The organism is Pseudoalteromonas sp. 2CM32C (assembly GCF_023161925.1).
GTDB lineage: Bacteria > Pseudomonadota > Gammaproteobacteria > Enterobacterales > Alteromonadaceae > Pseudoalteromonas > Pseudoalteromonas marina.
Map to the genome: position 1 here is coordinate 45,417 of NZ_JALNTI010000010.1, position 25,210 is coordinate 70,626.

The 25,210-nt window shown below is 40.8% G+C and carries 18 protein-coding genes; 6 read left to right on the forward strand and 12 right to left on the reverse strand.

Features of this window, described 5'->3' with window-relative positions:
- The first annotated feature begins 14 nt into the window (after positions 1-14).
- The 4 genes from MTF67_RS15625 to glpD all read left to right on the forward strand — a co-directional run bounded on the left by MTF67_RS15625 (position 15) and on the right by glpD (position 5,771).
- Positions 15-1,016, forward strand: coding sequence for a Gfo/Idh/MocA family oxidoreductase (locus MTF67_RS15625; protein ID WP_248520043.1), 1,002 nt, complete (start codon positions 15-17; stop codon positions 1,014-1,016).
- Positions 1,017-1,043: 27 nt separating this feature from the next.
- Positions 1,044-2,372: a dienelactone hydrolase family protein gene (locus MTF67_RS15630; RefSeq protein ID WP_248520044.1), complete on the forward strand. Its 1,329-nt coding sequence runs from the start codon at positions 1,044-1,046 to the stop codon at positions 2,370-2,372.
- Positions 2,373-2,577: 205 nt separating this feature from the next.
- The gene (glpK, locus tag MTF67_RS15635) at positions 2,578-4,080 is read left to right on the forward strand and encodes a glycerol kinase GlpK (protein ID WP_248520045.1); all 1,503 of its coding nucleotides are present in this window, start codon (positions 2,578-2,580) and stop codon (positions 4,078-4,080) included.
- A 203-nt stretch (positions 4,081-4,283) separates the two neighbouring features.
- Positions 4,284-5,771 carry a glycerol-3-phosphate dehydrogenase gene (glpD, locus tag MTF67_RS15640; RefSeq protein WP_248520046.1) on the forward strand — a complete coding sequence of 496 codons (1,488 nt, stop codon included), beginning with the start codon at positions 4,284-4,286 and terminating at the stop codon, positions 5,769-5,771.
- Between the two features lie 79 nt (positions 5,772-5,850).
- On the opposite strand, the gene MTF67_RS15645 is transcribed toward glpD, so the two are convergent.
- On the reverse strand, positions 5,851-6,795 hold the full coding sequence (locus MTF67_RS15645; protein WP_010557677.1) for a 2-dehydro-3-deoxygalactonokinase: 945 nt from the start codon (positions 6,793-6,795) through the stop codon (positions 5,851-5,853).
- A 3-nt stretch (positions 6,796-6,798) separates the two neighbouring features.
- The gene (locus tag MTF67_RS15650) at positions 6,799-7,557 is read right to left on the reverse strand and encodes an SDR family NAD(P)-dependent oxidoreductase (protein ID WP_010557676.1); all 759 of its coding nucleotides are present in this window, start codon (positions 7,555-7,557) and stop codon (positions 6,799-6,801) included.
- 197 nt (positions 7,558-7,754) lie between these two features.
- Between MTF67_RS15650 and MTF67_RS15655 the strand changes: the two genes are divergently transcribed.
- Positions 7,755-8,456: a FadR/GntR family transcriptional regulator gene (locus MTF67_RS15655; protein ID WP_006791302.1), complete on the forward strand. Its 702-nt coding sequence runs from the start codon at positions 7,755-7,757 to the stop codon at positions 8,454-8,456.
- Positions 8,457-8,517: 61 nt separating this feature from the next.
- Here the strand turns inward: MTF67_RS15655 and MTF67_RS15660 are convergent, their stop codons facing one another.
- From MTF67_RS15660 to MTF67_RS15690, 7 genes are all read right to left on the reverse strand, one after another.
- Positions 8,518-10,650, reverse strand: coding sequence for an alpha-galactosidase (locus MTF67_RS15660; protein WP_248520047.1), 2,133 nt, complete (start codon positions 10,648-10,650; stop codon positions 8,518-8,520).
- A 305-nt stretch (positions 10,651-10,955) separates the two neighbouring features.
- A complete protein-coding gene (locus MTF67_RS15665) occupies positions 10,956-12,422 on the reverse strand; it encodes an SLC5 family protein (RefSeq protein ID WP_006791304.1) in 1,467 nt (488 codons plus the stop codon).
- A gap of 51 nt (positions 12,423-12,473) precedes the next feature.
- Positions 12,474-13,235, reverse strand: a complete 762-nt coding sequence (locus MTF67_RS15670; RefSeq protein ID WP_248520048.1) for a SapC family protein — start codon at positions 13,233-13,235, stop codon at positions 12,474-12,476.
- A 12-nt stretch (positions 13,236-13,247) separates the two neighbouring features.
- Positions 13,248-14,774: a tryptophan halogenase family protein gene (locus MTF67_RS15675; RefSeq protein WP_006791306.1), complete on the reverse strand. Its 1,527-nt coding sequence runs from the start codon at positions 14,772-14,774 to the stop codon at positions 13,248-13,250.
- Positions 14,775-14,967: 193 nt separating this feature from the next.
- Positions 14,968-17,712, reverse strand: coding sequence for a TonB-dependent receptor (locus tag MTF67_RS15680; RefSeq protein WP_039038316.1), 2,745 nt, complete (start codon positions 17,710-17,712; stop codon positions 14,968-14,970).
- A 213-nt stretch (positions 17,713-17,925) separates the two neighbouring features.
- Positions 17,926-18,891, reverse strand: a complete 966-nt coding sequence (locus MTF67_RS15685) for an aldose epimerase family protein (protein WP_248520074.1) — start codon at positions 18,889-18,891, stop codon at positions 17,926-17,928.
- A 225-nt stretch (positions 18,892-19,116) separates the two neighbouring features.
- Positions 19,117-19,506 (reverse strand): thioesterase family protein, encoded by a 390-nt coding sequence (locus MTF67_RS15690; RefSeq protein ID WP_138740548.1) that lies wholly within the window; start codon positions 19,504-19,506, stop codon positions 19,117-19,119.
- Between the two features lie 33 nt (positions 19,507-19,539).
- Here MTF67_RS15690 and MTF67_RS15695 point away from each other — a divergent pair, with 33 nt between their 5' ends.
- Positions 19,540-20,244 carry a 2OG-Fe(II) oxygenase gene (locus MTF67_RS15695; RefSeq protein ID WP_006791311.1) on the forward strand — a complete coding sequence of 235 codons (705 nt, stop codon included), beginning with the start codon at positions 19,540-19,542 and terminating at the stop codon, positions 20,242-20,244.
- 61 nt (positions 20,245-20,305) lie between these two features.
- On the opposite strand, the gene MTF67_RS15700 is transcribed toward MTF67_RS15695, so the two are convergent.
- The 3 genes from MTF67_RS15700 to acnB form a co-directional block, all read right to left on the reverse strand.
- On the reverse strand, positions 20,306-21,541 hold the full coding sequence (locus MTF67_RS15700; RefSeq protein WP_248520049.1) for a cysteine desulfurase-like protein: 1,236 nt from the start codon (positions 21,539-21,541) through the stop codon (positions 20,306-20,308).
- 9 nt (positions 21,542-21,550) lie between these two features.
- Positions 21,551-22,183, reverse strand: coding sequence for a 2OG-Fe dioxygenase family protein (locus MTF67_RS15705; protein WP_006791313.1), 633 nt, complete (start codon positions 22,181-22,183; stop codon positions 21,551-21,553).
- A gap of 199 nt (positions 22,184-22,382) precedes the next feature.
- Entirely contained in the window at positions 22,383-24,980 is a 2,598-nt protein-coding gene (gene acnB, locus MTF67_RS15710; RefSeq protein ID WP_006791315.1) for a bifunctional aconitate hydratase 2/2-methylisocitrate dehydratase, read from the reverse strand.
- Positions 24,981-25,210 lie beyond the last annotated feature (230 nt).

Consider the following 25,210-nt stretch of genomic DNA (forward strand, 5'->3'; position numbering starts at 1 on the left):
AAGTAGGTATCAATATGGCAAAGGTTAACTGGGGTATTATTGGGTGTGGCAATATTGCTCACACCTTTGCTAAAAGCATTGCGCATTGCGCTGATGCTCAGCTTATTGGCGCAGCCTCAACTAGTGAGCAGCGCGCAAACGAGTTTGCCACACATTATTCAATTAAAGGCTATGAAAGCTACCAAGCCCTTATGCAATGCCCAAACATTGATGCCATTTACATTGCAAACACTCACGACCAACACTTTCAAAGCATCGCCCAATGCTTGATGCATAATAAGCACGTACTAAGTGAAAAACCTATTACCGTTAATGCACAGCAATTAAAAAACTTAACCGCACTGGCCGAGCAAAAAGATTGTTTTTTAATGGAAGGAGTGTGGATGCGCTTTTTACCCGCCATTATAAAATTAGAGCAGCTACTAAGCCAAGCAGCTATTGGCAAAGTACATACCGTGCAGGCCAACTTTAGTTTACCCGGCACCTTTGCCAACACCCACCGCTTAATGAACCCAAATACAGCAGGTGGCGCTTTGCTTGATTTAGGGATTTACCCGCTATCGATTGCTGATGTGGTTTTTAATAAAGCCCCTGAAAAAATCAGCTCATTTGTGCATAAGGCAGATACAGGTGTAGATGCGCGAAATATTACCATGCTCGATTATGGTAATGGTCAGTTCGCACAACTTAGCAGCGCACTTGAGCAAAACGGTCCAACCGAAGCATGTATTACCGGTGAACATGGCTTTATACGCATACCTTGGTTTGTAGGTGCAAAAGGTCTTGAGCTTCATATTAATGGGCAAGCTATTCAACATTTTGACTACCCATTTAGTGATGATGAAAACTTTAAATTTGAAATTGATCACGTTACTGAGTGCATACTAAATAAACAAATACAAAGCTCTATATTACCACTGAGCACAAGCTTACGGGTTATGACGATGATGGATAGCCTAAGAGCCCAATGGCAGATTGAATATAGCGCGACTGTCGAATCTCATGACATAAATTAATAAAAATACACGCAACAAGGATACACAATGACAACGACACACCGTTTAAAAACGCTTTCAAAAGCAATGTTATTAGCCACGGCCAGTTTAACTACCGGTGCGGTATTTGCCGAATCAAATAAGCCTGAGCAACTTTATCCGCCAATAACCAGCGAAGTGCTCCCTGAATTAGCAACTAAAGGCACCTATAAAGTAGGTGTAAAAACCCTAGACTTAGTTAATCCAGCGCAGTTTGATCCCGCAACGCAAAGCCAAAAAGATCGCCCTTTAAAAGTTGAAGTGTGGTATCCAGCAGATAGTAAGGCAAACAAACCACTAACCAGCTACACAGATATAACACGCTCAGGCAAACAATTTACCTTACAGGCCGATGCACAGCGTGATGTTGATATAAGTAACGCCGATAACTACCCAGTTGTAGTACTTTCGCACGGTTATACCGGCTACCGCACAATTATGTACTACCTTGGCGAGCACTTAGCCTCGCATGGCTACATAGTTGTTGCACTTGATCACACAGACTCCACAAACGCCCATGTAGATTTTAAAAACGCGCCCTTTGCGGGCTTTTTTAGCACCTTGATTAATCGCTCACGCGATCAGCAATTTGTGATTAATTATTTTAACGAACAAAGCAACTTTGCAAGCGAGCAAGTAGATCAAACTAGCGCAGGTGTTATTGGCTACTCTATGGGTGGATTTGGTGCGGTTAATACAATTGGTGGTTGTTATGCCTTTAACGAGCAAACTACAGCCATGTTTACGGGAATGACTGACCCTGCTCAAATTAAACAAGTACAGCAACTACTTAATAGCTGTGCAGGCGGGCAATATCAAAACCCGCAAGTAGACCCTCGTATAAAAACAATGGTGGCTATCGCACCTTGGGGTGGACAACATAACTTATTTGACGCTAAAGCAATGAAAAACATTAAAGTGCCTTCACTTTATATTGCAGGTGACTTAGATGATATTTCTGGTTTTGAAGGCATTAAAAATCTTTACAACCAAACTGGCAGTGCCGACAAGTACATGCTTACTTATAAAAATGCCCGCCATAATATTGCACCGCACCCAGCCCCTGCTATTGCCCAAAGCAGTAGTGAATTAGATTTAGGTCATTACTACGAGCCATCGTGGTCATTGCGTACCATTAACGAAATAAATAAACACTTCGTACTTGCCATGATGGATTGCCATGTAAAAGACATAAGCAGCCAGTGTAAGTACTTAGATTTACCTCAAAATGGCGACCAAGCCATAGTTGATGGTAAGCCACTACCACAATGGTATGGCTTTGATAACCGCTTCTCTTCAGGTATGGATTGGCAACAAAGTAAACCACGCGGTAAGTAATACTTAATTTAAGCGGCTATAAAACTTAATAGCCGCCTTCGCCTTAAAACCAGACTGAAATAAAAAACCTTTTATATAAATGAGTTAACACACAATATAAAAATGTTTGTTTTTTAATCGGCTATTTTAAGAAAAAACCATTGCCATTAACCTTCGTTAAAGGCAATCTAGTCATATATAAGATAAGATAAATAACACAAATATCATGTCAAAATACATACTCTCAATTGATCAAGGAACCACAAGCTCTCGGGCCATCTTGTTTACAAAAGATGCAGACGTTTTTGGGTCAGCACAACAAGAATTTTCACAGCATTTTCCAAAAAATGGTTGGGTTGAACATGACCCAAACGATATTTGGCAAACCGTGCTTAGCACAAGCCGTGAAGTGTTATCTAAAAACGACGTAAAGCCTGATGAAATTATTGCTATTGGTATCACCAACCAACGTGAAACGACCTTGGTATGGAACAAAAAAACCGGTAAGCCAGTGTATAACGCCATTGTTTGGCAAGACCGCCGTACCAGTGATTATTGCGAAAGCCTAAGCACTGACGAACTTTGCCAAACTATTAGCGACAAAACAGGCTTATTGCTCGACCCTTATTTTTCTGCCACTAAAGTACGCTGGATTTTAGACAACGTAGAGGGCGCACGTGCACAAGCCGATGCTGGCGAACTGGCCTTTGGTACCGTTGATACTTATTTATTATGGCACCTAACAGGTGGACAAGAGCATCGCACCGATGCCACTAATGCCTCGCGCACCATGTTATTTAATATTCATACACAGCAATGGGATCAAGAGTTACTCGACTTATTTGATATTCCTGAATCTATGCTCCCTCAAGTGATGGACTCAGCAGACGAGTTTGGCTCAACCAGCGAAGATATTTTTGGCGCGCCAATACGCGTATGTGGTATTGCAGGCGATCAGCAAGCTGCGCTTGTTGGTCATGCTTGCTTTGAACAAGGTATGGCTAAAAGCACCTATGGTACGGGCTGTTTTTTAATGCTGAATACGGGCGAAAAAGCCCTTACATCTAAGAACCGCTTACTGACTACGGTTGCTTATAGATTAAATGGCAAACCCACTTACGCCATTGAAGGCAGCATTTTTATGGCGGGTGCCACTATGCAGTGGATTGTTGAAGGCTTAAAACTGTTGAGTCATGCAGGCGAAAGTGAATCGCTAGTGAAAGATGTACCACTTGATCATGGGGTATTTTTAGTGCCTTCGTTTACAGGTTTAGGCGCACCCTATTGGGACCCTAACGCACGTGGTGCAATTTTAGGCTTAACCCGCGACTCTGGCATCAGCACTATTGTTGCCGCAGCTTTGCAATCGGTGGGTTATCAAACCAAAGATTTACAAAAAGCAATGGAACGTGATGGACTTCGCCCAAGTGTACTACGCGTAGATGGCGGTATGGTTAAAAATAACTGGGTACTGACCTTTTTATCTAACATTTTAGGTGCAACCGTAGAGCGCCCAACAGTCACCGAAACCACCTCGTTAGGCGTTGCTTATTTAGCCGGCTTGCAAGCAGGTATTTACGAGTCAACTGAGCAACTCGCTAAAATGTGGACCTGTGACCGTCGTTTTGAGCCAACAATGAGTGCTGATGAACGTAATGATTTATACGCAAAATGGCAGCACTGTGTAGCGCAAGTTAGGCTATCTAGCGACGATTGCCAACAACAATAATGTATGCAGCCGCTAATGAAATTTAGCGGCTTCTAAACCAGCTCAAACGCTATTTAAAAGCGCGTTTTACGCAGTTTGATTTTAAAAAGATCAGGCTAAAAAATTTAAAATCAAAAAGCACGGTTAGCTATTGTCAAACACTAACGGTCGCTTTATGATGGCATATGTCTTATTTATATTACAAATAAAAAGGTTAGCTCACAGTGGAATTAGCAGATAACGAATACGACCTACTCGTCGTCGGTGGTGGTGTAAACGGCACTGGAATAGCAGCTGATGCAGCTGGCAGAGGTTTAAAAGTACTTTTGTGCGAACAATCGGACCTTGCTTGTGCGACATCATCAAATAGTTCTAAGTTAATCCACGGTGGTTTACGTTACCTTGAGCATTATGAATTTAGATTAGTAAAAGAAGCTTTAGCTGAACGAGAAGTGCTGCTTAAAAATGCCCCTCATATTATGTGGCCACTTACTTTTAGATTACCGCATCAGTCGCATTTACGCCCTGCATGGATGATCCGCATTGGCTTGTTTATGTACGACAACCTAGCCAAACGCGAAACACTGGCCGGTTCTCGAGGTATTAAATTTGGCGAAAATAGCGTGCTAGAGCCATCTATTGTAAAAGGTTTTGAATACTCAGATGGATGGGTTGATGACTCTCGTTTAGTTATTTTAAATGCCCTTTCTGCACAAGAAAAAGGCGCTACCATTGCTACACAAACCAAATGTGTAAACGCTAAACGTGAGCAAAATAAATGGCAGGTAACGCTTGAGCAACAAAATACTAAAAGTAAATACACTGTATCAGCTAAAGGCATTGTTAATGCAGCAGGTCCGTGGGTTGCAAAATTATTTGATGAAGCGCTAATTGAAAAATCACCACAAAATATTCGCCTTGTAAAAGGCAGCCACATTGTAGTGCCTCGCATTCACAACGAGAAAGAAGCCTATATTTTACAAAATAAAGATCAAAGAATTGTATTTGTTATTCCATTTGAAGATGACTATTCGTTAGTTGGCACAACCGATGTAGAGCATAACGGCGCAGCTCAAGATGTTAAAATTAGTGATGAAGAAATCGATTACTTAATCGATATTACTAACAGCTACTTTAAAAATCATATTAAACGCGAAGACATAGTTCATACTTTTTCGGGTGTACGCCCGCTACTAGATGACGAATCTATTAATGCGCAAGCCGTAACACGTGACTACAAGCTAGAGCTTTCAAGTGAGGGTAAACACACTCCATTATTAAGCGTATTTGGTGGGAAAATTACTACTTACCGTAAACTAGCAGAAGCCGCTGTTGATAAGTTAGAAGACTTTTATCCGCAAATGGGTAAAGCATGGACTAAACACAGCGCATTACCTGGTGGCGACTTTGATAATGTTGAAGCACTGACTCAAGAGCTTAAATCTTTATACAACTGGCTACCAGAAGTGACGTTGAAGCGTTTTGTGCGTACGTATGGCACACGTACAAAAATTATTTTAGGTAATGCCACACAACTCAGTGATTTAGGACATGACTTTGGCCATGGATTATTTGCTGCTGAAGTTGATTACTTACTAAAAGAAGAGTGGGCTGGTAATGCTTACAACATTTTATGGCGTCGCAGTAAACTGGGTTTACGTTTTAGCGATGAGCAGATTACAGTTTTAAATAATTATATTGAAACACGCTGATTAATAAGCTGTTTCATTATCACTATTTCCCGTTTTCCCCTTTATAGTTAACAAGCTATAAAGGGGTTTTTATTATTAACTATTCAGCCGACTGGTATAAATAGTTAAACCCACTAAGCGTTGCCGATTTAATATCAAACTCACTACACTGTACCCCTATTTTTGTAAGCGCCTTGGTAAAACACGTGTTAAGTTGCTTAGTACCAATAACCACAACCTGTGTGTTGCTGAGTAGCTGCCATTCACTTGCATAACGTGCTGCGCGTACATCACTGCCTATTAGTACGCCCGATAGGTATGCTTTAGCTTGAACTGGGGTTAGTTCTTTGGACAATTGGCGTGTTCTTACACTAAAAATGCCATGCGCTAAGTTACCGCTATCACTGCCCAAAGTTAAATCGCAGCCTTGTTCAAACGCTTGCCAATCAAATTCACCTTCAGCGCAATCATCAGGAATTAATACGCTTTGATGACATAACAGGTCGTATAACTCACCGGTCATAGCGGTTTTAAAACATATTATTTTACCATTGTTAATTAGTACCCACTTGGTATGCGTACCAGGTAAACACAGTAAAATTTTGCCCGTTTGATACTGCTCGTTTTGTTTTAAAAAACCCAGTATTTGTAATTCTTCACCTCGCATGACATCAATTAGCGTGTTTTGTAACGTGCATTTTGTGCCTGGTAAGGCATTAATGGTGTGCCCTTCACATTCAAAGCTAACAGCAGCATCAAGCAAGCCTTCAGGGTTAATTGGGCACTCTAGATAAGGGGTTTCATGCCAACCAATCGTTGACGTAATTTGGCCTGCAATATAAATAGGTAGTACACCATATTGCGCTGTCCAAGGTGTAATTGCGTGAATGAGTGTTTGTTGAAAATGTTGATTTACTTTTACAACACCAGGACCGTCACATTGATCAATTAACGTTAACTCACTGCCCTCACCTACTTTACACAAGTAAGCACGTAAATGACTTGTGCCCCAGTCAACGGCTATAAACAAAGTTGAAGTAGTCAAACTTTAAAGTCTCCCACCGTCAATTTTAATGCCTTGCCCGGTGATCATACTGCTTTCATCGGCGGCTAAAAAAAGCGCTAAATTAGCGACGTCGTCTGGCGTTACTAATTTTTTAAGCGCCATAGCTTCCATCCATTTTACTTGCTCTTCTTCGGTGAACCAGCTTGCTAATTGGCGCTCGGTTGCAACCCATCCTGGTAATATGGCATTAACGCGAATACCAAACTCACCATAGTCACGAGCGAGTGCTTTGGTCATACCTATTAAACCCGCTTTGGCGGTTACATAACCAGCCATTTGCGGTTGGCCCATAATGGCATTGATAGAGCTAAAATTAATAATACTGCCAGCACCTTCTTGCTGCATAAACGACATAGCCACTTGAGAGGCAAAAAAAGCAGGATTTAAATTAATTTGTAAACACTGGTCCCAATCTTTAACCGTCACGTCTTCACTGGCTTGACGACGGTCGTTTGCCACATTATTTACAAGTACATTTACGCTACCAAGGGCAGCACACGCATCGACCAGTGACTTTTGCAAATCGTTCGAATCAGTGACATCAACTTGCCTGTACCATAAATTAGCATCGGGTAAATCGCTAATGAGCGCTTGCGCGGCTTCATCATCTATATCAATAAATGCTACTTTTGCTTGCTGTTTAACAAACGACTCAACCATGGCTCTGCCAATGCCTGACGCACCACCAGTGATAAAAATAACCTTGCCAGAAAGGCTGTGATATTGAGCTTGAGTGTTCAAAATTAAATTTCCTTGCAGCATGTTTTCAGTTCAACTTAAACCCTTTAAAAACGATTACTTAGAGAAAAAGAGCCAAACCAAGTTGTTATTGCTGTGTTAAAATAATTAGCGATTTAAAAGTTTATACCATATCCTTACGTACATTAATATGATATATGATATATAATTAAGCAATAATGAACTCGGAAATTCGCACGATGAAAACTCAACCTCGCCAAAACTTAACTCACCAACTAACCCATGATTTAGGGTTTGCAATAGTGCGGGGCGTGTATCCTGTAAGCGAAGGGTTACCATCGGAAGCTGATTTATGCGTTAAGTACGATGTAAGCCGCAGTGCAACGCGCGAGGCAGTAAAAATGCTCTCTGCTAAAGGGCTTATCTCATCGCGCCCAAAGCAAGGTATTCGTGTATTACCAGAAAGCAGTTGGAATATGTTTGATACCGACGTGCTTCGTTGGATTTTAAGCAGCAAACCGTCACTATCATTATTAAAAGAATTTACCCAAGTACGTGTTGCACTTGAACCACAAGCAGCCGCGTTAGCCGCAATAAGCGCTACGCCAGAGCAGCTTGCAGAAATTGATAACGCACTTGCGCGCATGGCTGATGCCGATGAAGGGTTAGACGATCCGTTAGAAGCCGACATCGCCTTCCATACCAGTATTTTAGTAGCCAGTAACAACCGATTTTTTGTACAGCTGACTGAATTTATTAGTACGGCTCTCAGAGTGAGTATTCGTTACACTAATCATATTAAAGGTGTACCAGGCGCTGACGTAACTAAACACGCTGATATTTTAGACACAATTAAATCTGGGAATCCCGAGCGCGCTAAAAAAGCGGTCGAAACAATTTTAGAAGAAGCGCTAGAGCTCATCGAATCTAAACTCGATTGATGACTAAAAAAATACCATTAAAAAAGGGAGCTACTTAGCTCCCTTTTTACTGCTTAATATTTTAAGCTTTAGTAAGCTCAAAAATAAGTGATGTTTGCGGAAATGAAATTGGCATTTGTAGGCCAAATTCCATTAACGCTTCACCCGTAAAGGTTTGGCCGTTGACGGCGGCAATAGACGAAGGGCGGTATTCTTCAAACTTAACAGGCCACACTAAATTAAGTGTGTACTGTGTATCTGCATCCAAACCAACAAAACGAAGCTTATTAGGCGCAGTACGCGGTGTTTCGCGCACGCTGTTATACGCAAATAACGCTTTTGATTTTTGCTCGTCGATTAAACCAAAGTTAATTGATAAATCGTTGCTATCGAGGCGGTACAAATCGGCAGCATGAATAAATTCACGGTGCTCTTTGTGCAGCGCAATAGCCGCTTTAAGCGCATTGTATTCGTGATCGGTCAGCTCACGTGGGTCCATTTCAATTCCCATATGGCCAAACATGGATACCGCAGCACGCATTTCAATGCTCACATTACGCCCTGTAATATGACAATCACGTGGGCCTACGTGTGCACCCATAACCGACGATGGGAAGAAGAACGAACAACCACGTTGGATTTCAAGACGGTCAAGCGCATCGTTAGAATCTGACGTCCATACACGGTCTGTGTGTGCAAGCACACCATAATCTACACGTGCACCACCTGACGAACAGCTTTCTATTTCAAGGCCTGGATGCGCCGCTTTAATGCGATCGATTAAGCGATACAGCGCCAGTGTTTGCTGATGTACCGCAGGCTTACCATCAAAATTACCCGCATGGTTAATATCGCGGTTCATATCCCATTTAATATACTTAATCGTTGGGTATTCAACTAAAATGTCATCAATCGCTTTGTATAGGTATTCAACAACCTCAGTGCGCGTTAAATCAAGCACTAGCTGGTTTCTAAAGCTAAGTTGCTCGTTATTTTCTGAGCCTAATACCCAATCAGGATGAGCGCGGTATAAGTCACTATCTGGGTTTACCATTTCAGGTTCAAACCAAATACCAAATTCCATACCTAAGCTATTTACATGATCGATTACTGGCGATAAACCATCTGGGTAAATTTCGTAATCAACTGTCCAATCACCTAAGCCTGCAAAATCACCGCGGCGACCTTTAAACCAACCATCGTCCAGAACAAAACGCTCAATACCTAATGGTGCTACTTTATCGGCTAACTGCTTAAGCGTATCTACATCGTGGTCAAAATAAATACCTTCCCACGTGTTGTAATGCACCGGGCGTGTTTTTTCGCGCTGTGCTTGGCTAAGTAAATTAGCCTTAACAAACTGATGAAAATTACGCGAAAGCGCGCTAAAGCCGTCGCTCGAAAACGAGCCATAAATACGTGGACTTTGATACGTTTGCCCTTTAGCAAGTGTTAGCTCGCCCGGTAATAATAACTCACCCATTTGCACATAACGGCGCCCTTCTGGTAGTAGCTCAGCGCGTAGCTTGTTGTTACCACTCCAGCCTAAATGAAAGCCATAGCACTCGCCTTGTTGCTCGCCTGCGCCTTCGCTATGAACTAATAAACCAGGGAATACATCGTGCGATGTTTTACCTTTACGGTTTTCACGTACAAAGCTGCCTAGTACTAAATCGACAGATTGACGTTGAAACTCGTTTGACCAACGCCCTTCAAAACTTATAATTTTGTTCACGCTATCAGGTAGCTGGAATGTGGGTGCTGCACAAAAATTAACGCTGAGTGGTGAGTCACTTAAATTAGTTAATACCGTATGCGCGCTTAACACATTAGTGTTGTTATCAAGCGTAATACTATGAACGACTTCAATTCCACGTAATGTATCTTCACTTACAAACTCAAGCGTTGATGATGATGGCTGGCGAACGTCTTTTAACTTTGGTCCTACAGACCAAGCAATAGAGTCATTTACAAGCTCAAGCCCAGGTGCACCTGTAAAGCCCTCACCTAATAATGGAGAAAGAGAAATAGGTGCTTCTTCAACTACGGCACATTTTACTTCTTGACGAGTAGCAAGCTGAGTAAGCATTAGCTCAGTTGTTTGCTCTGATAGGCGTTTCCCAAAATAAAGTAACGCAGGTGTTTTACTTTGACAGTTGAAAATAACGGTGCTGTTTACACTGTCTAATCGATAAAATGATTTAGTGTTGGCCATGATTTTCCTATCCTCTTATTCATTGTGTGAGTGATTAATATACCGAGATGATGTTAGCGATAGGCGTTAACGCGATCTCTAAAGTGTTCAGGCACAATCTATCAGACAGCGACCATCAATAATAGTATATATCATATAAATTGAGTTTTAATAGTTTTTCTATCGCAAATACTGAGATAAAACCACTGGATATACCACTTAGGTTTCACTTAATGGTTAACTATAGTGGTAATCACATTGTTTAAAATAAAAAATCGGCCAAAGCTATACTTTGGCCGATTGTATTAACGTCGGTTAGTTAACGTTTATTCTTTAACTGCGTTATCAATCGCAGGTGATTTACCCGCCCATTGTGCGGTTAACCCAAACACAACTTTATTCACTATTAACGCAAAGGCTACACATACAATAAGTGTAATTGGCATTAGGTGAATGTAATGAATGGTTGTATGCAGCGGTGAATTTTCGAATGTCAGCATGCCATACATAACAACACCTAAAATAACCGCAGCGATACCTGCGCGCGCATCCACATTTTTAAATAATAAGCCCACTACAAAAATTGAGAATATAGGCATACTTAACAAGCCGTTTAACTGTTGTAGTAAGTTAATAATGCTGTCGGCTTGCTGATAAATTGGCACAAGCACAAGCGTTAAACTGGTAAGTAATAACGTAACATAGCCACTTAGCTTTACTACACTTGGCTCTTTATTAAAGTACGCTTCGTGAATATCACATACATAAAGTGCAGTGGCAGAATTTAATAAGCTGTTATAAGTAGAGAGTACTGCCGCTGCCATTGCTGCCGCAAATACACCTGTTAACCATGCTGGCATTACATCGCCAACAATACGGCCGTATGCAGCATCACCAATATCGCCATATAACTTGTAAGAAATAATACCTGGTAGTACAACAATTGCCGGTACGATTAAAAAACGAATACCCGCTGCTGCAAATATACCTTTTTGCGCCTCTTTAACATTAGGTGCCGCCATAGCACGTTGTGTAATAGTTTGGTTAGTACCCCAATAGTACATTTGAATAAATAACATACCTGTTAATAAGGTTGGCCAAGGTATAGGTGAATCAGGCCCGCCAATTAGTGTTAACCGCTCCTGTGGAATACCGCTAAAGTCGTAATCAATTGCGTTAAGCGCTAAGAACACGACAAGTATTGCCATACCTAGCACCAGTAGCCCGTTGTATGTATCTGACACAGCAACTGCGCGTAACCCACCAAAAAAGGCATAAATAGCGCCTACAATGGCAAAAGCGGTTGCTATATACATTAATGGAATATCAACTTTAAACATGGTTTGCATAAATAGCGCACCGGAATAAATGACCGCTGGCATATAAATTAATGCATTTCCTAAAAAGAACAAACCACCAATAACGGCGCGAATATGCTTATTGTTGTAGCGCTTTTCTAATAACTCAGTGGTTGTTGTGCAGTTATATTTGTAATAAACAGGGATAAATACTTTAGCTAAAATAATCAGGCCAATAATGGCCGCTAATTCCCACCAAACCAATAAAGCCATTTGGTTACCATTCATTCCAACAAGTTGGTCGGTACTTAAATTAGTAAGGGTGATTGAACCTGCGACAAACATCCACGTTAAGCCGCCGCCTGCTAAAAAGTATTCTTTAGTTTGGCTTTCCCCATTATTTCTGTTTTGTCCACGGCACTTCCAATAGGTAAGCCCGCCAATTAAGGCGGTTACAAATATAAAAACCACCAGCTGCAAAATGTTGTCTGACATGTGTGTCTCCTGCGTGCTATACGCAATGTCTTAATAATATAAATGTGCACTTTATAGCGCGTGTGTGTCGCGACTAAGCTCTAATTTTACTTGTGCTAGCGCCATTAAATCTTCGCGCTGATTATGTAGCTTAACGAGTGCATTTAATTGAAACAAAGAAATAAGCATGCTGTTAATAGCACTTAAATACCCTTGCTTTTGTAGCTGTGCGATTGTTGTACTATCTAGAGCTTGTAACTTGTCTTCATCAATCGTGCTTAAACCCTGAACTGTTTGGGTTTCACCCTGTTTAAACTGCAAAACAATATTAATGTCTTTTATTAGCCCTAAACGCACTAACTCTTGAGTAAACTGATAAGTTAAATAATCATTTTTTAAATCATTTTCTAACAGCTTTTGCTGCGAGCTTAGGTATAAACTTGGGTTGCCCTTTGCATCGAATAATGCTTCACCGGAGTGTGTACTGATCGCAGTGTTTTGCTCGTCAATAGCAACAAAGTATTCGCTACTGTTTGCTTCTCGGGTCATTAAATATAATGGCTGAGTTTGCATACATACAGGCGTATAAAGTGCTAGCCATTGATCATTGTTTACTAACAAACTTTGCTGAGCGCTAAAGCTCGTTAGAGCCGATATGGTATAACTACCGTTTTGTGTATTACGCGCTAAAAAGACAGGTAAATCACAGGCGGCTTTTGCTACTTCACTGGCTCTTAAATTAATCAAATGCTGTGTTTTAGCGTATTCAAGCCCTGCGTTTGGGCAAATTTTTACTGCTTGGTGCTTTGTATTTAATAGCTCGCTAATGGCCATAATTACACATCCTTAAACTGGGTTAGCTGCTAACCACTGCTCTATGTAAGCACGGTGTGGCGGCAAAGTTTGCAACATCTGCTGTGTAAGCTGGCTGTTACGTTCAATTATTTGTTTAGCTTGTGCATCTTGTGAGTACAAATATGCTTGCTTTGTAAAATCTGGCTTAAAGCCCATGCCGTATAAAACATACTGGTAGCTCGCTGCTGGAAAAAGCTCAAGCGCCCCATGAAAATCTTGGATAAGTGGGCCTCGGCTTTCCCATAACAGTAAATCATCTTTAAGACTTTGCGGTATAGTGTCTGGGTCAACATGTGCCTGCCAATATGGCTCAGGACGCTTGGTCAGCATGTAATGCAATTTTAAAAAGTCGATAATACGCTGCCAACGATAATCCATTTGTTCGTTGAATCGTTTAGCAACAATCGGCATTACTTTTGTGTCTGCTGGCATATGTTCTGCAACAAAGCGTGATGAAATTTCAACAAGCATAATAGCGGTTGCTTCCAGTGGCTCAACAAACCCAGCTGACATACCCACAGCAACACAGTTTTTATGCCAAAACTTTTCTCGGTAACCTGATTCAAAACTAATTTTACGCGCGGTTAGGCCTTCAGCAGCATCACCTAAATAATTGCGTAGGTTTTGCTCGGCTTCATCGTCTGATAAGAACTTGCTTGAATATACATGCCCTACGCCTCGTCGATGCGTTAGACCAATATCCCAAATCCAGCCTGCGTTTTGTGCAGTGGCAATCGTATGACTCGCAAGTGACTCATCGCCCTCTGCGTAAGGGACTTGCATTGCAAGTGCACTGTCGTTAAATAACACATGGTCCATTTTTTTAAATGGGATATTAAGCGCTTGACCTAATAATAATGAAGAAAAGCCAGTGCAATCGACATATAAATCGGCGTTTATAGTGCGGGTTTGATCTTTTAAGGTCAGGGTATCTATTGCCCCGTCATTATCTAGTTTTACTTCATCGACAGTGCCAATAACATGCTCAACGCCTAACTTGCTTTTACTATGCTGTTTAAGCATTTCAGCAAAGGCGCCCGCATCTAAATGATAGGCGTAATTGCAATTACCTTGATATTCACCTTGCGCAATGCCACGAGGTGCTAAACTAGCCTCACAAATATCGTGTTGAAAATTAGTTTGCTGTGCATAGTCAACAACATTATCTAAATAGGGCGCTAAATCAATGCGGCCATAACCCAGTGGCACTGTAAATGGGTGATAGTAAAAGTCATTATTACCATGCGTCCAATTTACAAATTTTCCACCTTGTTTAAAGGTTGCGTTACATGTTTTAAATACATCGACTTCGCGTAAACCAATTTGTTGAAGTGTGTTTTTCATGGTGGGCCACGTACCCTCGCCGACACCAATGGTTGGAATATCTGATGATTCCACCAACATTACTTTTAAGCCGTCTCCATTTTGGCTTTGATGATACGACGCAATAAGTGCAGCACTGAGCCACCCGGCTGTGCCACCACCAATTACCGCTACTGTTTTTACTGCTTTATTCATAATGGACTACTCTTTGAGTATTTTTGATAACGTTTTAGACAACAAATGCCCGTTAGGGCATTTGTATTTAACGTGGTCTCATTTTAATCAATGTGGTTATCTAATATACATTACCGATAAAATAACCCAATTGGTATTAGTGCCTTTGGCACTGCAATGAAAACAAAGAGGCGATTAATCGCCCCTTTATCAATTAAAACGATCCGCGAATACCAAACGCGTAACGTGAACCATTGTCTTCAACTGAGTAAACCTGGTTAGCAAAACGACCTGTTTGTACTAACTCTTCCTCAGTAATATTGATACCTTCAGCAAATATAGTGAAGTTTTCGTTAATATCGTAGCTTGCACTGATATCCCACTGACCGTAAGTTTCTACGTTCACTGGCTCACCATTGAAGCCATTATCAACTAAGCGTAAAAAGCCTTCACGGTTGTTGTACGCAACACGTGCTTGCCAGTTATCTTGCTCATAAAACAATACTAAGTTTTGTGAGTCACCTAAACCTTCAAGTGCAAATGTTTGTGATGTATCAGAACCAATGCTGATATCGCTATCTACTACTGTAGCATTAGCAATAAAGCCAAAGCCATTCTCAAACATATGAGTTACACCAATTTCGTAACCCGTAACTGTTGCTGACTCACCATTTTGTGGACGCGTTACAGTGTAAACTTCTGAGCTACCAACAAGTTCTTCATCTGTTTGGTCTGTACATGTAGTACACGCAAAATCAGGGCCGTTACGGTCAGACATGGTGTAAGTTTCTGCACCTGTTAACGTAACAATAAAGTCGTCAACTTCTTTACTGAATACCGCAAAGCTAAATAAGTTAGCATCGTTGTAGTACCACTCGTAAGAAATATCCCAGTTTTCAGATTGGAATGGCTTAAGTGCTGGGTTACCGCCACTTGCCGTTAAGTTTTGACGACGAGGTTCGTTAAACGTTGTTGCAGGCGATAACTGCGACATTGTTGGACGAGTAATACTGTCGTACGCTGCAAAACGTAATACCATATTTTCTTGAAGCTCAAGCTTCACATTCAAAGAAGGTAATAAGTTTGAGTAACTTGTACCTTGTGTAATGTTTGTTGCAGGACCAAATACGTTAGCAAATAACGTTGCATCAGATGTAGGTACTACGTCTGTTACAAAACTTTGAACTGCAGACACATCAATATCTGTCTCTGAGTAACGCGCACCCATGTTAACCGTTACAGGCATATCAGCTAGGTCAAAACCTATAGTGAAGTCCATGTATAAGCTAGTGATATCTTCGTTAATTGTGTAACGGTTATTTTGCAGTGTAGGTGTAACAGGGAAACCCTGATCCGCTAGGTAATCAAGCATTTTATCACCGTCGTAGGTGTAGAATGTGTCAATTAAGCCAGGGAAGTAGTTATTTGCTTGGTATGCTTCAAAATCAATTACGTCAGTAGGCGCTTCAGTGCCGTAACCACAAAACTGACATTGGCTACCAAAAATTTGGAAGCTAGACTTTTCGCGCTCTTGACGATAAGCCCCAAAGTTAATGCGCTCTACTGGCCCTTTATCTGGTACATATTCAAAATCGGCTTTCGCTTCTGTAATTTCGTCTTCGTTGGTAAACTGGTTACCCATTTCGTTGTAATGAAGGCGAGCAAGGCTTGGATCTGGAAGAGAGCCATTATCAAAACCATCATGCTGAACAGTTGGAACACTGCCTGTGCCATCAAAGCTGTAGCTGTTAATAATACCCACTACGTTAAAACGATCTCGACCAGCACGATCATTTTCAGCTGTTGAGCGAGATACATCAAATTTCGCTTTTAATGACTCGTTTACTTGCCAATCAACATTAATACCAAATGCTTTGTTAGTTACATCACGAGAGTTACGTGTATGAGATACAAAGTCACTTGCAGGGTTACCACTTGGCGCACCTAAACCTACATCTTGGCTAAACGTTAATAGTGTACCTGTTGCTTCATCAATTGTTGCACTGCCTACACGATCTGGTTCAAACCAAGATGCAAGGTCGCGAACTGTTGAATCAACTTCAAACTTCGAAATTAAACCATCAACCGTTACTGTAATGTCATCCGATGGTGCATATTGAAGCACTAGGCTTGCGTTAGTACGCTCACGGTCTTGCTCATCAACAACTTGGTCCCAGTTACGTGGAATGTATGCATTATCAAATAACACACCGTCTTGTGGGTTAGAAATTGTTTGGCCACCGCGCCAACCGGCTGTCAAAATTTGGTTATTTTGAAGTTTACGCTGCTGATTAGTAATAGCAAAAAGTACACCCAACTTATCGTCGTTAAATGTATTGCTTACTAAAAATGATGCCGACGGAGATACTTCTTCAGAAAGGCTTTCGTACATGCCTTTAACTGAACCAATTACATGCAAGCCACCAAAGTCAAAAGGACGTGCAGTTGTTACGTTAACCGTACCACCAATACCGCCTTCCTGAAGTAAAGCGCTATTACTTTTATAAATATCAGCACCTGTAATTTGGTCAGCCGCTAACACATCAAAATTGAATTCTCGCCCTGCACTATCAGTCGCAATTTGGCGACCGTTTACAAGAACCGTATTAAACTGTGGACCAAAACCACGAATTGTTACGGCTTGACCTTCACCGCCACTTCGGTCGATAGCTACACCTGTAATACGTTGCAGAGACTCTGCCACGTTTAAATCAGGGAATTTACCAAGATCTTCTGCTTTAATTCCGTCTGTAACAACATTAGATGCTTTTTTATCTAACATTGATGAACGTAAGCTGCTGCGTATACCCGTTACTGCGATAACTTCAACATCTTCATTTACTTTAGGTGTATCACCTTCCGCGCCTTGAGCTGCAACGCTACCGCTTGCCAAGATGCCTGTTATAGCAATACTAAGCGCGGTTTTCTTGTTGAACGATAACTTATTGTTAATTATCATTTTTTAAAAACTCCTGATTGTGTGTAGTCATTTTGTCGTTGTGATGGTTGAATAGCTTTAAAATTATTTCAAATACTATTTATATTATAAATACTTTAAACTAAGTAAAAGTGCAACCCTTTCCTTAGTTGTAGGCATTATTTTATTACTATGGGTTTTCTTTTTATTTTCTTTTTTTTAACATAAAACATCATGTTAACGTATTGAGTTTACTTACGAAAACGCGTAAATAATAACCTGACTATATTCTTCATCAGGCAATAAATTAGCTTTAGGATAATTTTCGCGATTTGGCGCATCAGGCCAATTTTGCGCTTCAAGGCAAAGTGCTTGTCGTGCCTTAAAAGGGTCACTAACAAAATTAGCTGTGTATAATTGCATACCTGGCTGAGTGCTTTTGAGTGTTAAATTAATACCGGTTTGCTGCGACGTTAAAGTAGCCATGGTATGAAGGCTGTCGTCGTTTTCAAATACATAGCAGTGATCTAAACCATTAGCTGCATCTAATTGGGTGTGACTTTGCGTGAATGCATCTTTAACTAATTTTGGCTTGATGAAATCAAAGCAACTATTTGCAACGGGGGCAGGCTCGCCCAATGGGATGCTGTGCTCATCAATGGGTAAATAGTGGGTCGCATTTACCTGAAGTAAATGGTTCTCAATAGTATCACTGCCCTCAAGATTAAAATAGCAATGGTTAGTGAAGTTAACGAGAGTTTCTTTATTGCAAGTCGCTTTAAACTTAAGTAGAAGCTGCCCATTTTCTGCAGTAATGGTTTGCCATACTTTTAACTCTCCAGGAAAACCCTCTTCGCCATCCACTGAGCAATAATAAAGCTCAACCTCATTGTCGGTTTGTTTGGTTACTTGCCAAAGTACTTTATTAAAGCCTTTAACGCCGCCGTGTAGGCTATTAGGGCCGTTATTTGCTTCCAGTTGATACTGCGAGCCAGATAAGTTAAAACGCCCTTCAGCGATACGATTAGCGTATCGACCTACTGTAGCGCCTAAATAGAATGGGTTTTTAAGATAGTACTGAGGATCGTCGACGCTAAGCGTCATTTCTTGGTTTTTAAATTTAATGCTTTTAATTATTGCACCAAATGGCAATATTTCGGCTGTTAGATTCTTAGAGTCACTAAGCTGTATAACCTGCATTGGTTTATCAATGGTTGTCATCGTCACGCACATTCCTCAAAAGTTACCTAGAAAACTATATTAGTTAGATAAGGCAGCTATATATATTATAAATAGTATATAACTCATATTGGTAACTCAATTAAAAAACGTTAAATTTTTTAATAAAATTTACAATTGCGCTATTTATTTAACGTTAATACTGAGTACCTTTTTTATAATTGGCTAAGTTGAAATGTACGTAACACTGCAGTATCGGTTTGTAAATTAAGCCATATGCTTCTCAAGTGCTGCTTTTTCTTCAGTGCTCAAAGCTTGCTTAGCTCTTTCAGCAAAGTTATATCTGACCATTACAACCTTTCCAATTGCACAGCATTTATCATGCTGAAATGCCTCTTGCTTGAGTACAAAAGAGCTTGTGCCGATGTGATCTACAGACGTTTTAATCGTGATCTCGTGGCCATAAAATAACTCCCCCACAAACGACACTTCTATTTTGGCAATGATTAGTTTCCAGTCATGTGGGTTTAAATCTGGCGTAAAAAATTTAAAAATAGGGACGCGAGCGGCTTCAAACCACACGGGGAGTACGGTATTGTTGATGTGTCCGAGTGCATCTGTTTCGCTAAAGCGCGGTATCACTTTTTCAATAAACATATTAATCCAAAAATAATTATACAAAGGTAAACCATGACGGACTTTATTCGCGTTTATGAAAACGCATTGAGCGATGATTTTTGCGATAACTTTATTAATACGTTCACGCAAAGCCCGCATGTAAAACAAGGGGTTACTTCAGGCGGTGTTGATTTAAAGAAAAAAGACAGTCACGACCTGCACCTAAATAGTCACCCCGAATACGCAGAGCAATTAAAACATATACAACAAACGACTGCACAACATGTTTTTAACTATATTGAAGAACATATTTTTATGATGATTGGCGCATTTGGCTTAAAGGTTTATCATCCAAAAACGGGGGAAGTAGTAGATTTAACTCAAGAAAATTTTGATGAAGTGGGTAAGCCACAGCTCCCAGTCCTTGTGCAGCAAATATTTAGATTAGGTAATATCCAAGCGCAGAAATACGAGGTAAATAAAGGGGGTTATCCTTACTGGCACAGCGAAGTGTATCCTCAGTTACAACACAATGAAGCCCTGCATCGTGTACTTTTATTTATGTTTTACTTAAACGATGTCGAGGAAGGTGGAGAAACGGAGTTTTATTATCAAAACCGTAAAATAGCCCCTAAAAAAGGCACCATGGTGATAGCGCCTGGCTACTTTACGCATACACATAGGGGTAATAAGCCAGTATCAAACGATAAGTATATTTTAACCTCGTGGGTGCTATTTAACCGTGCAGAGCAAATATATGGTGCACCTAAAAGCTAAACCAATAAATAAGCCATAAGTAACACTTATGGCTTATTTATATATTTAGTAGACGACCTATTTAACCAAGTAGCTCGTCAAACATATCAAACAGCTTATCAAGCTCTTCGACTGTGTTGTAATGCATACAACCAATACGTACTACACCGCCTGTATCAAGCACGTTTAATTGCTTACACAAACCTTGCGCGTAAAAATGTCCATCCCACACACATATATGCTGTTTGCCTAAAAACTCTGAAACGGCGCGTGGCTTAAGCCCTTCAAATGTTAAAGCAAACGTAGGGGTACGTTCGTTTAATCGATCAAAGTCATCAATACCGTACAACTTTATACGAGGGTAATTAACTAAGCGCGTTAAAAAGTGTTCACTGAGCGCCATCTCGTGCTGTTTAGTTTTAGCAAACGCAGCTGTTAGCTTTTCACGGCGTGTATGGCCATCATCAAGCTCGCTAATTGCAGCAATGTAATCAACAGCGGCAATAAAGCCTGCCATTGCTTCAAAGCTTTGGGTACCTGTTTCCCAACGTCCCGGCGCTACATCTTTAGCAGGCTCTACTTTGTAAGGCGTAAAACCTTCAAGATGCTCTTTTTTACCGTACACCATCCCTAAGTGTGGGCCAAAAAACTTATACGCTGAGCAGGCTAAAAAGTCGCAATCAAGGGCTTGTACATCAATAAGCTCGTGCGGCGCATAATGTACCGCATCAACATACACAAGAGCGCCTACAGCATGAGCTAGCTCTATAATGCGTTCAATATCGTTAATTGAGCCTGTAGTATTTGAAGCATAGGTAACAGCCACCAACTTAGTCTTGCTGTTTAATAAGCTTTCAAACTGCATCATATCTAGGCTGCAATCGGCTTCATTAATCAAGGCAGTATTAACCTTAACGCCTTTATCTTCTGCGGCTTGCTGCCATGATGACACGTTTGAGAAGTGATCGGCGTTAGTAACAATAATCTCATCACCGGCTAGCCAGTCGCGCGAAATAGCTCGGCTAAAGCTAAAGGTAAGGCTTGTCATATTTGGGCCAAACACAATATTTTGAGCACTTGGCGCATTGAGTAAATCGGCTGCAGATTGGCGTGCATTTGCCATTAGCTCAACAGTTTTATCGCTTGAAAAAAACGCACCACCTAGGTTTGAATTGTAGTGTCCTAAATAAGCAGACATTGCATTAAGCACTGACTGCGGCACTTGAGAGCCACCAGGGCCGTCTAAAAATATCGGCGATTTACCATCAACGCTTTGCATTAATGCCGGAAACTGCTCACGTAATTGCGCTATATTCATGAGCATTCCTTAAGAGGTAAGTACAAAGCAATCCAGGTAACCTGGTTTGCTAGCATCAACTTTATTCATTGGCGTTGCATTGTGCCAAACTTGGCGGTCGTTTATAAGCGCAAACATGCCGTCTTTAATTTCCATTTTGAAACATGGCTCAGCTTGTTTGTTTTCGTATACAAGTAACTCGCCACCTTCTAAGTTTTCGTGCGAAACACCGCATATACATACATGATCAAAACCATCTTGATGCACGCCTTCAGGCGCTGCTGGCGTATCGCTATCAATGGCTAACATTCTAAATTGATGTATTTCAATATCGCGATCTTCATCAATACCGGTAAGCTGGCAAAACTCACTGACAATACTTTTCATGCCATCTGATTCAAGTAGGCTTTGCTCTAAATTTTCGTAAGTACGTTCAACGTTACCTTGAAACGTATTAATCGAATCGTCTTGAACAAATGCTTTGGCAGCTTGCAATTTTAGCTCACCATCTTGAAATTTAATTACTGAATAACGACGCTTACGAAATTCGCCATCTGCATATGGATTTGCAGGTAGGTTATCAAAAGAAGGCTTAACCAAATCAATATTTGCTTGGTTAATAAAACGAAGTTGCAGTAAATTCTGGTTGTTTAATGCAGTCATGAAATCTCGCCTAAAATAATGAGAATATTAAAAGAGATTTTAATGCATGTAGCGAGGAATTATTGCTTTATTATCCAACTTAAATGTGAAAAATACTTAATTTTAATTCAGTATAAGGCTATTAAAGCATGAATAATCTAAATTATATTTAAACAATAAAAAACCCGCCGAAGCGGGTTTTTTATTCAAACTCTATAAATTAAACAGCTTGCTGAATAATTACGTTGTCTGCTTTTTTAGTGTACTGAGGCATACGGTGGAAGTTCAAGTAACGGTAAGTATCTGCTGCCGTTGCATTGATTTTCGCTGCATATTCCTGGTACTCAGCCGGAGTAGGTAATTTACCTAAAATTGCCGCCACTGCAGCAAGTTCTGCTGATGCTAAGAATACGTTTGCGCCTGTACCTAAACGGTTAGGGAAGTTACGTGTTGAGGTAGAAACAACTGTTGCTTTATCTGCAACGCGTGCTTGGTTACCCATACACAGTGAACACCCTGGAGTTTCAATACGTGCACCAACACGACCAAAGATACCGTAGTAACCTTCGTCTGTAAGTTGGTCTTTATCCATCTTCGTTGGTGGAGCAACCCAAAGCTGTGTTGGAATACGACCAGTAAAGCCATCTAATAATTTACCTGCGGCACGGAAGTGACCAATATTAGTCATACAAGAACCGATAAATACTTCATCGATTTTCTCGCCTGTAACGTCAGATAGTAAACGCGCATCATCTGGGTCATTCGGAGCACAAAGTACCGGCTCTTTAATATCAGCTAGGTCGATTTCAAGTACGTGCTTGTATTCTGCATCCGCGTCAGCTTCCATAAGTTCTGGGTTAGCCAACCAATCTTGCATTGCAGTAATACGACGCTCGATTGTACGAACATCGCCGTAACCTTCAGAAATCATCCACTTAAGCATAACAATGTTAGACTCAAGGTACTCAGAGATAGACTCTTTAGAAAGCTTAACAGTACAACCTGCCGCTGAACGTTCTGCTGATGCATCTGATAACTCAAACGCTTGCTCAACAGTTAAGTGCTCAACGCCTTCAATTTCTAGTACACGGCCAGAGAATTCGTTGATTTTACCTTTCTTCTCAACTGTTAATAAGCCTTCTTTGATACCGTAGTAAGGGATTGCATGAACAAGATCACGTAATGTGATACCTGGCTGCATTTCACCTTTAAAGCGAACCAAAATAGACTCAGGCATATCAAGTGGCATAACACCTGTTGCTGCTGCGAATGCTACTGCACCAGAACCCGCTGGGAATGAAATACCTAATGGGAAACGTGTATGTGAATCACCACCAGTACCTACAGTATCTGGTAATAACATACGGTTTAGCCACGAGTGAATTACACCGTCACCTGGACGAAGTGAAACGCCACCGCGGTTCATGATGAAATCAGGAAGCGTGTGGTGCGTGTTTACGTCAATTGGTTTAGGGTAAGCAGAGGTATGACAGAATGACTGCATTGTTAAATCTGCAGAGAAACCTAAACATGCTAAGTCTTTAAGCTCATCACGTGTCATAGGACCAGTAGTATCTTGCGAACCTACAGTAGTCATTTTAGGCTCACAGTATTGGCCTGGGCGAATACCGGCTACGTTACATGCTTTACCAACCATTTTTTGCGCTAGTGTAAAGCCTTTGTCTGACTCTTCAGTCACTGCTGGTACTTTAAATACATCGGTAGCACCTAAACCTAGAGATGTACGTGCTTTGTCTGTTAAACCACGACCAATGATAAGTGGAATACGACCACCAGCACGAACTTCATCAAGGATTACGTCAGACTTAAGTTCGAAAGTAGAGATAACATCATCAGTACCATGGCGTTTAACAACACCTTCGTATGGGTAAATATCAATTTGATCACCCATGTTGAACTCGTCAACATTTAACTCGATTGGTAATGCGCCAGAATCTTCCATTGTGTTAAAGAAGATAGGTGCAATTTTGTTACCTAAACATACACCACCAACACGTTTATTTGGTACAAATGGGATATCATCACCCATAAACCAAAGCACAGAGTTAGTAGCTGACTTACGAGAAGAACCAGTACCTACAACGTCACCTACATAAGCAAGTGGTAAGCCTTTAGTTTTTAGTTCTTCAAGCTGAACGATAGGACCTACTTCACCTGCTTTATCTGGGTTTATGCCATCACGCTCATTTTTTAGCATTGCCAAAGCATGAAGTGGGATATCAGGACGTGACCATGCATCTGGTGCAGGTGATAAGTCATCGGTGTTTGTTTCACCCGTTACTTTAAATACAGTAACAGAGATTTTTTCAGCTACTGCTGGCTTATTTGTAAACCATTCAGCTGCAGCCCAAGATTCGATAATTTGCTTAGCAAACGCATTGCCTGCTTTGGCTTTTTCTTCTACGTCGTAGAAAGCATCAAACATAAGTAATGTGTTTGAAAGGCCTTTTACTACGATTGGCGCTAATGATTCGTCATCAAGTAGGTCAATCATTGGCGCGATATTGTATCCGCCTAGCATTGTTCCTAATAATTCAGCTGCTTTTTCTTTAGAGATAAGAGAAGTAGTCGCTTCACCTTTAGCAACAGCGGCTAGGAAGCCTGCTTTGATGTAAGCAGCGTCATCAACACCTGGTGGTACACGATTGATTAATAAATCTAAAATGAATTCTTCTTCACCTGCCGGTGGGTTTTTTATTAATTCAATAAGATCAGCAGTTTGCTGAGCATCTAATGGCGCTGGTACGATACCTAACGCGGCACGTTCTTCTACGTGTTTACGATATTCTTGTAGCACAATATTGCCCTCTTGGTGACGTGAAAGTATTCGGTAGCGCTTCATGCGCACTTGTTACCCAATACTTATAGTATTCTAACGCGTAATTATAAAGCTTTTATAGATAGATGAAAATCCATCCAGTTACACAACTGATTATACCGACTATAAACACTATGAATAGTAGTTAAGGGAAATTCTATTTCCATGAATACTTGTTAAGTAATAATCATTATTATTTAGGTAGGCAG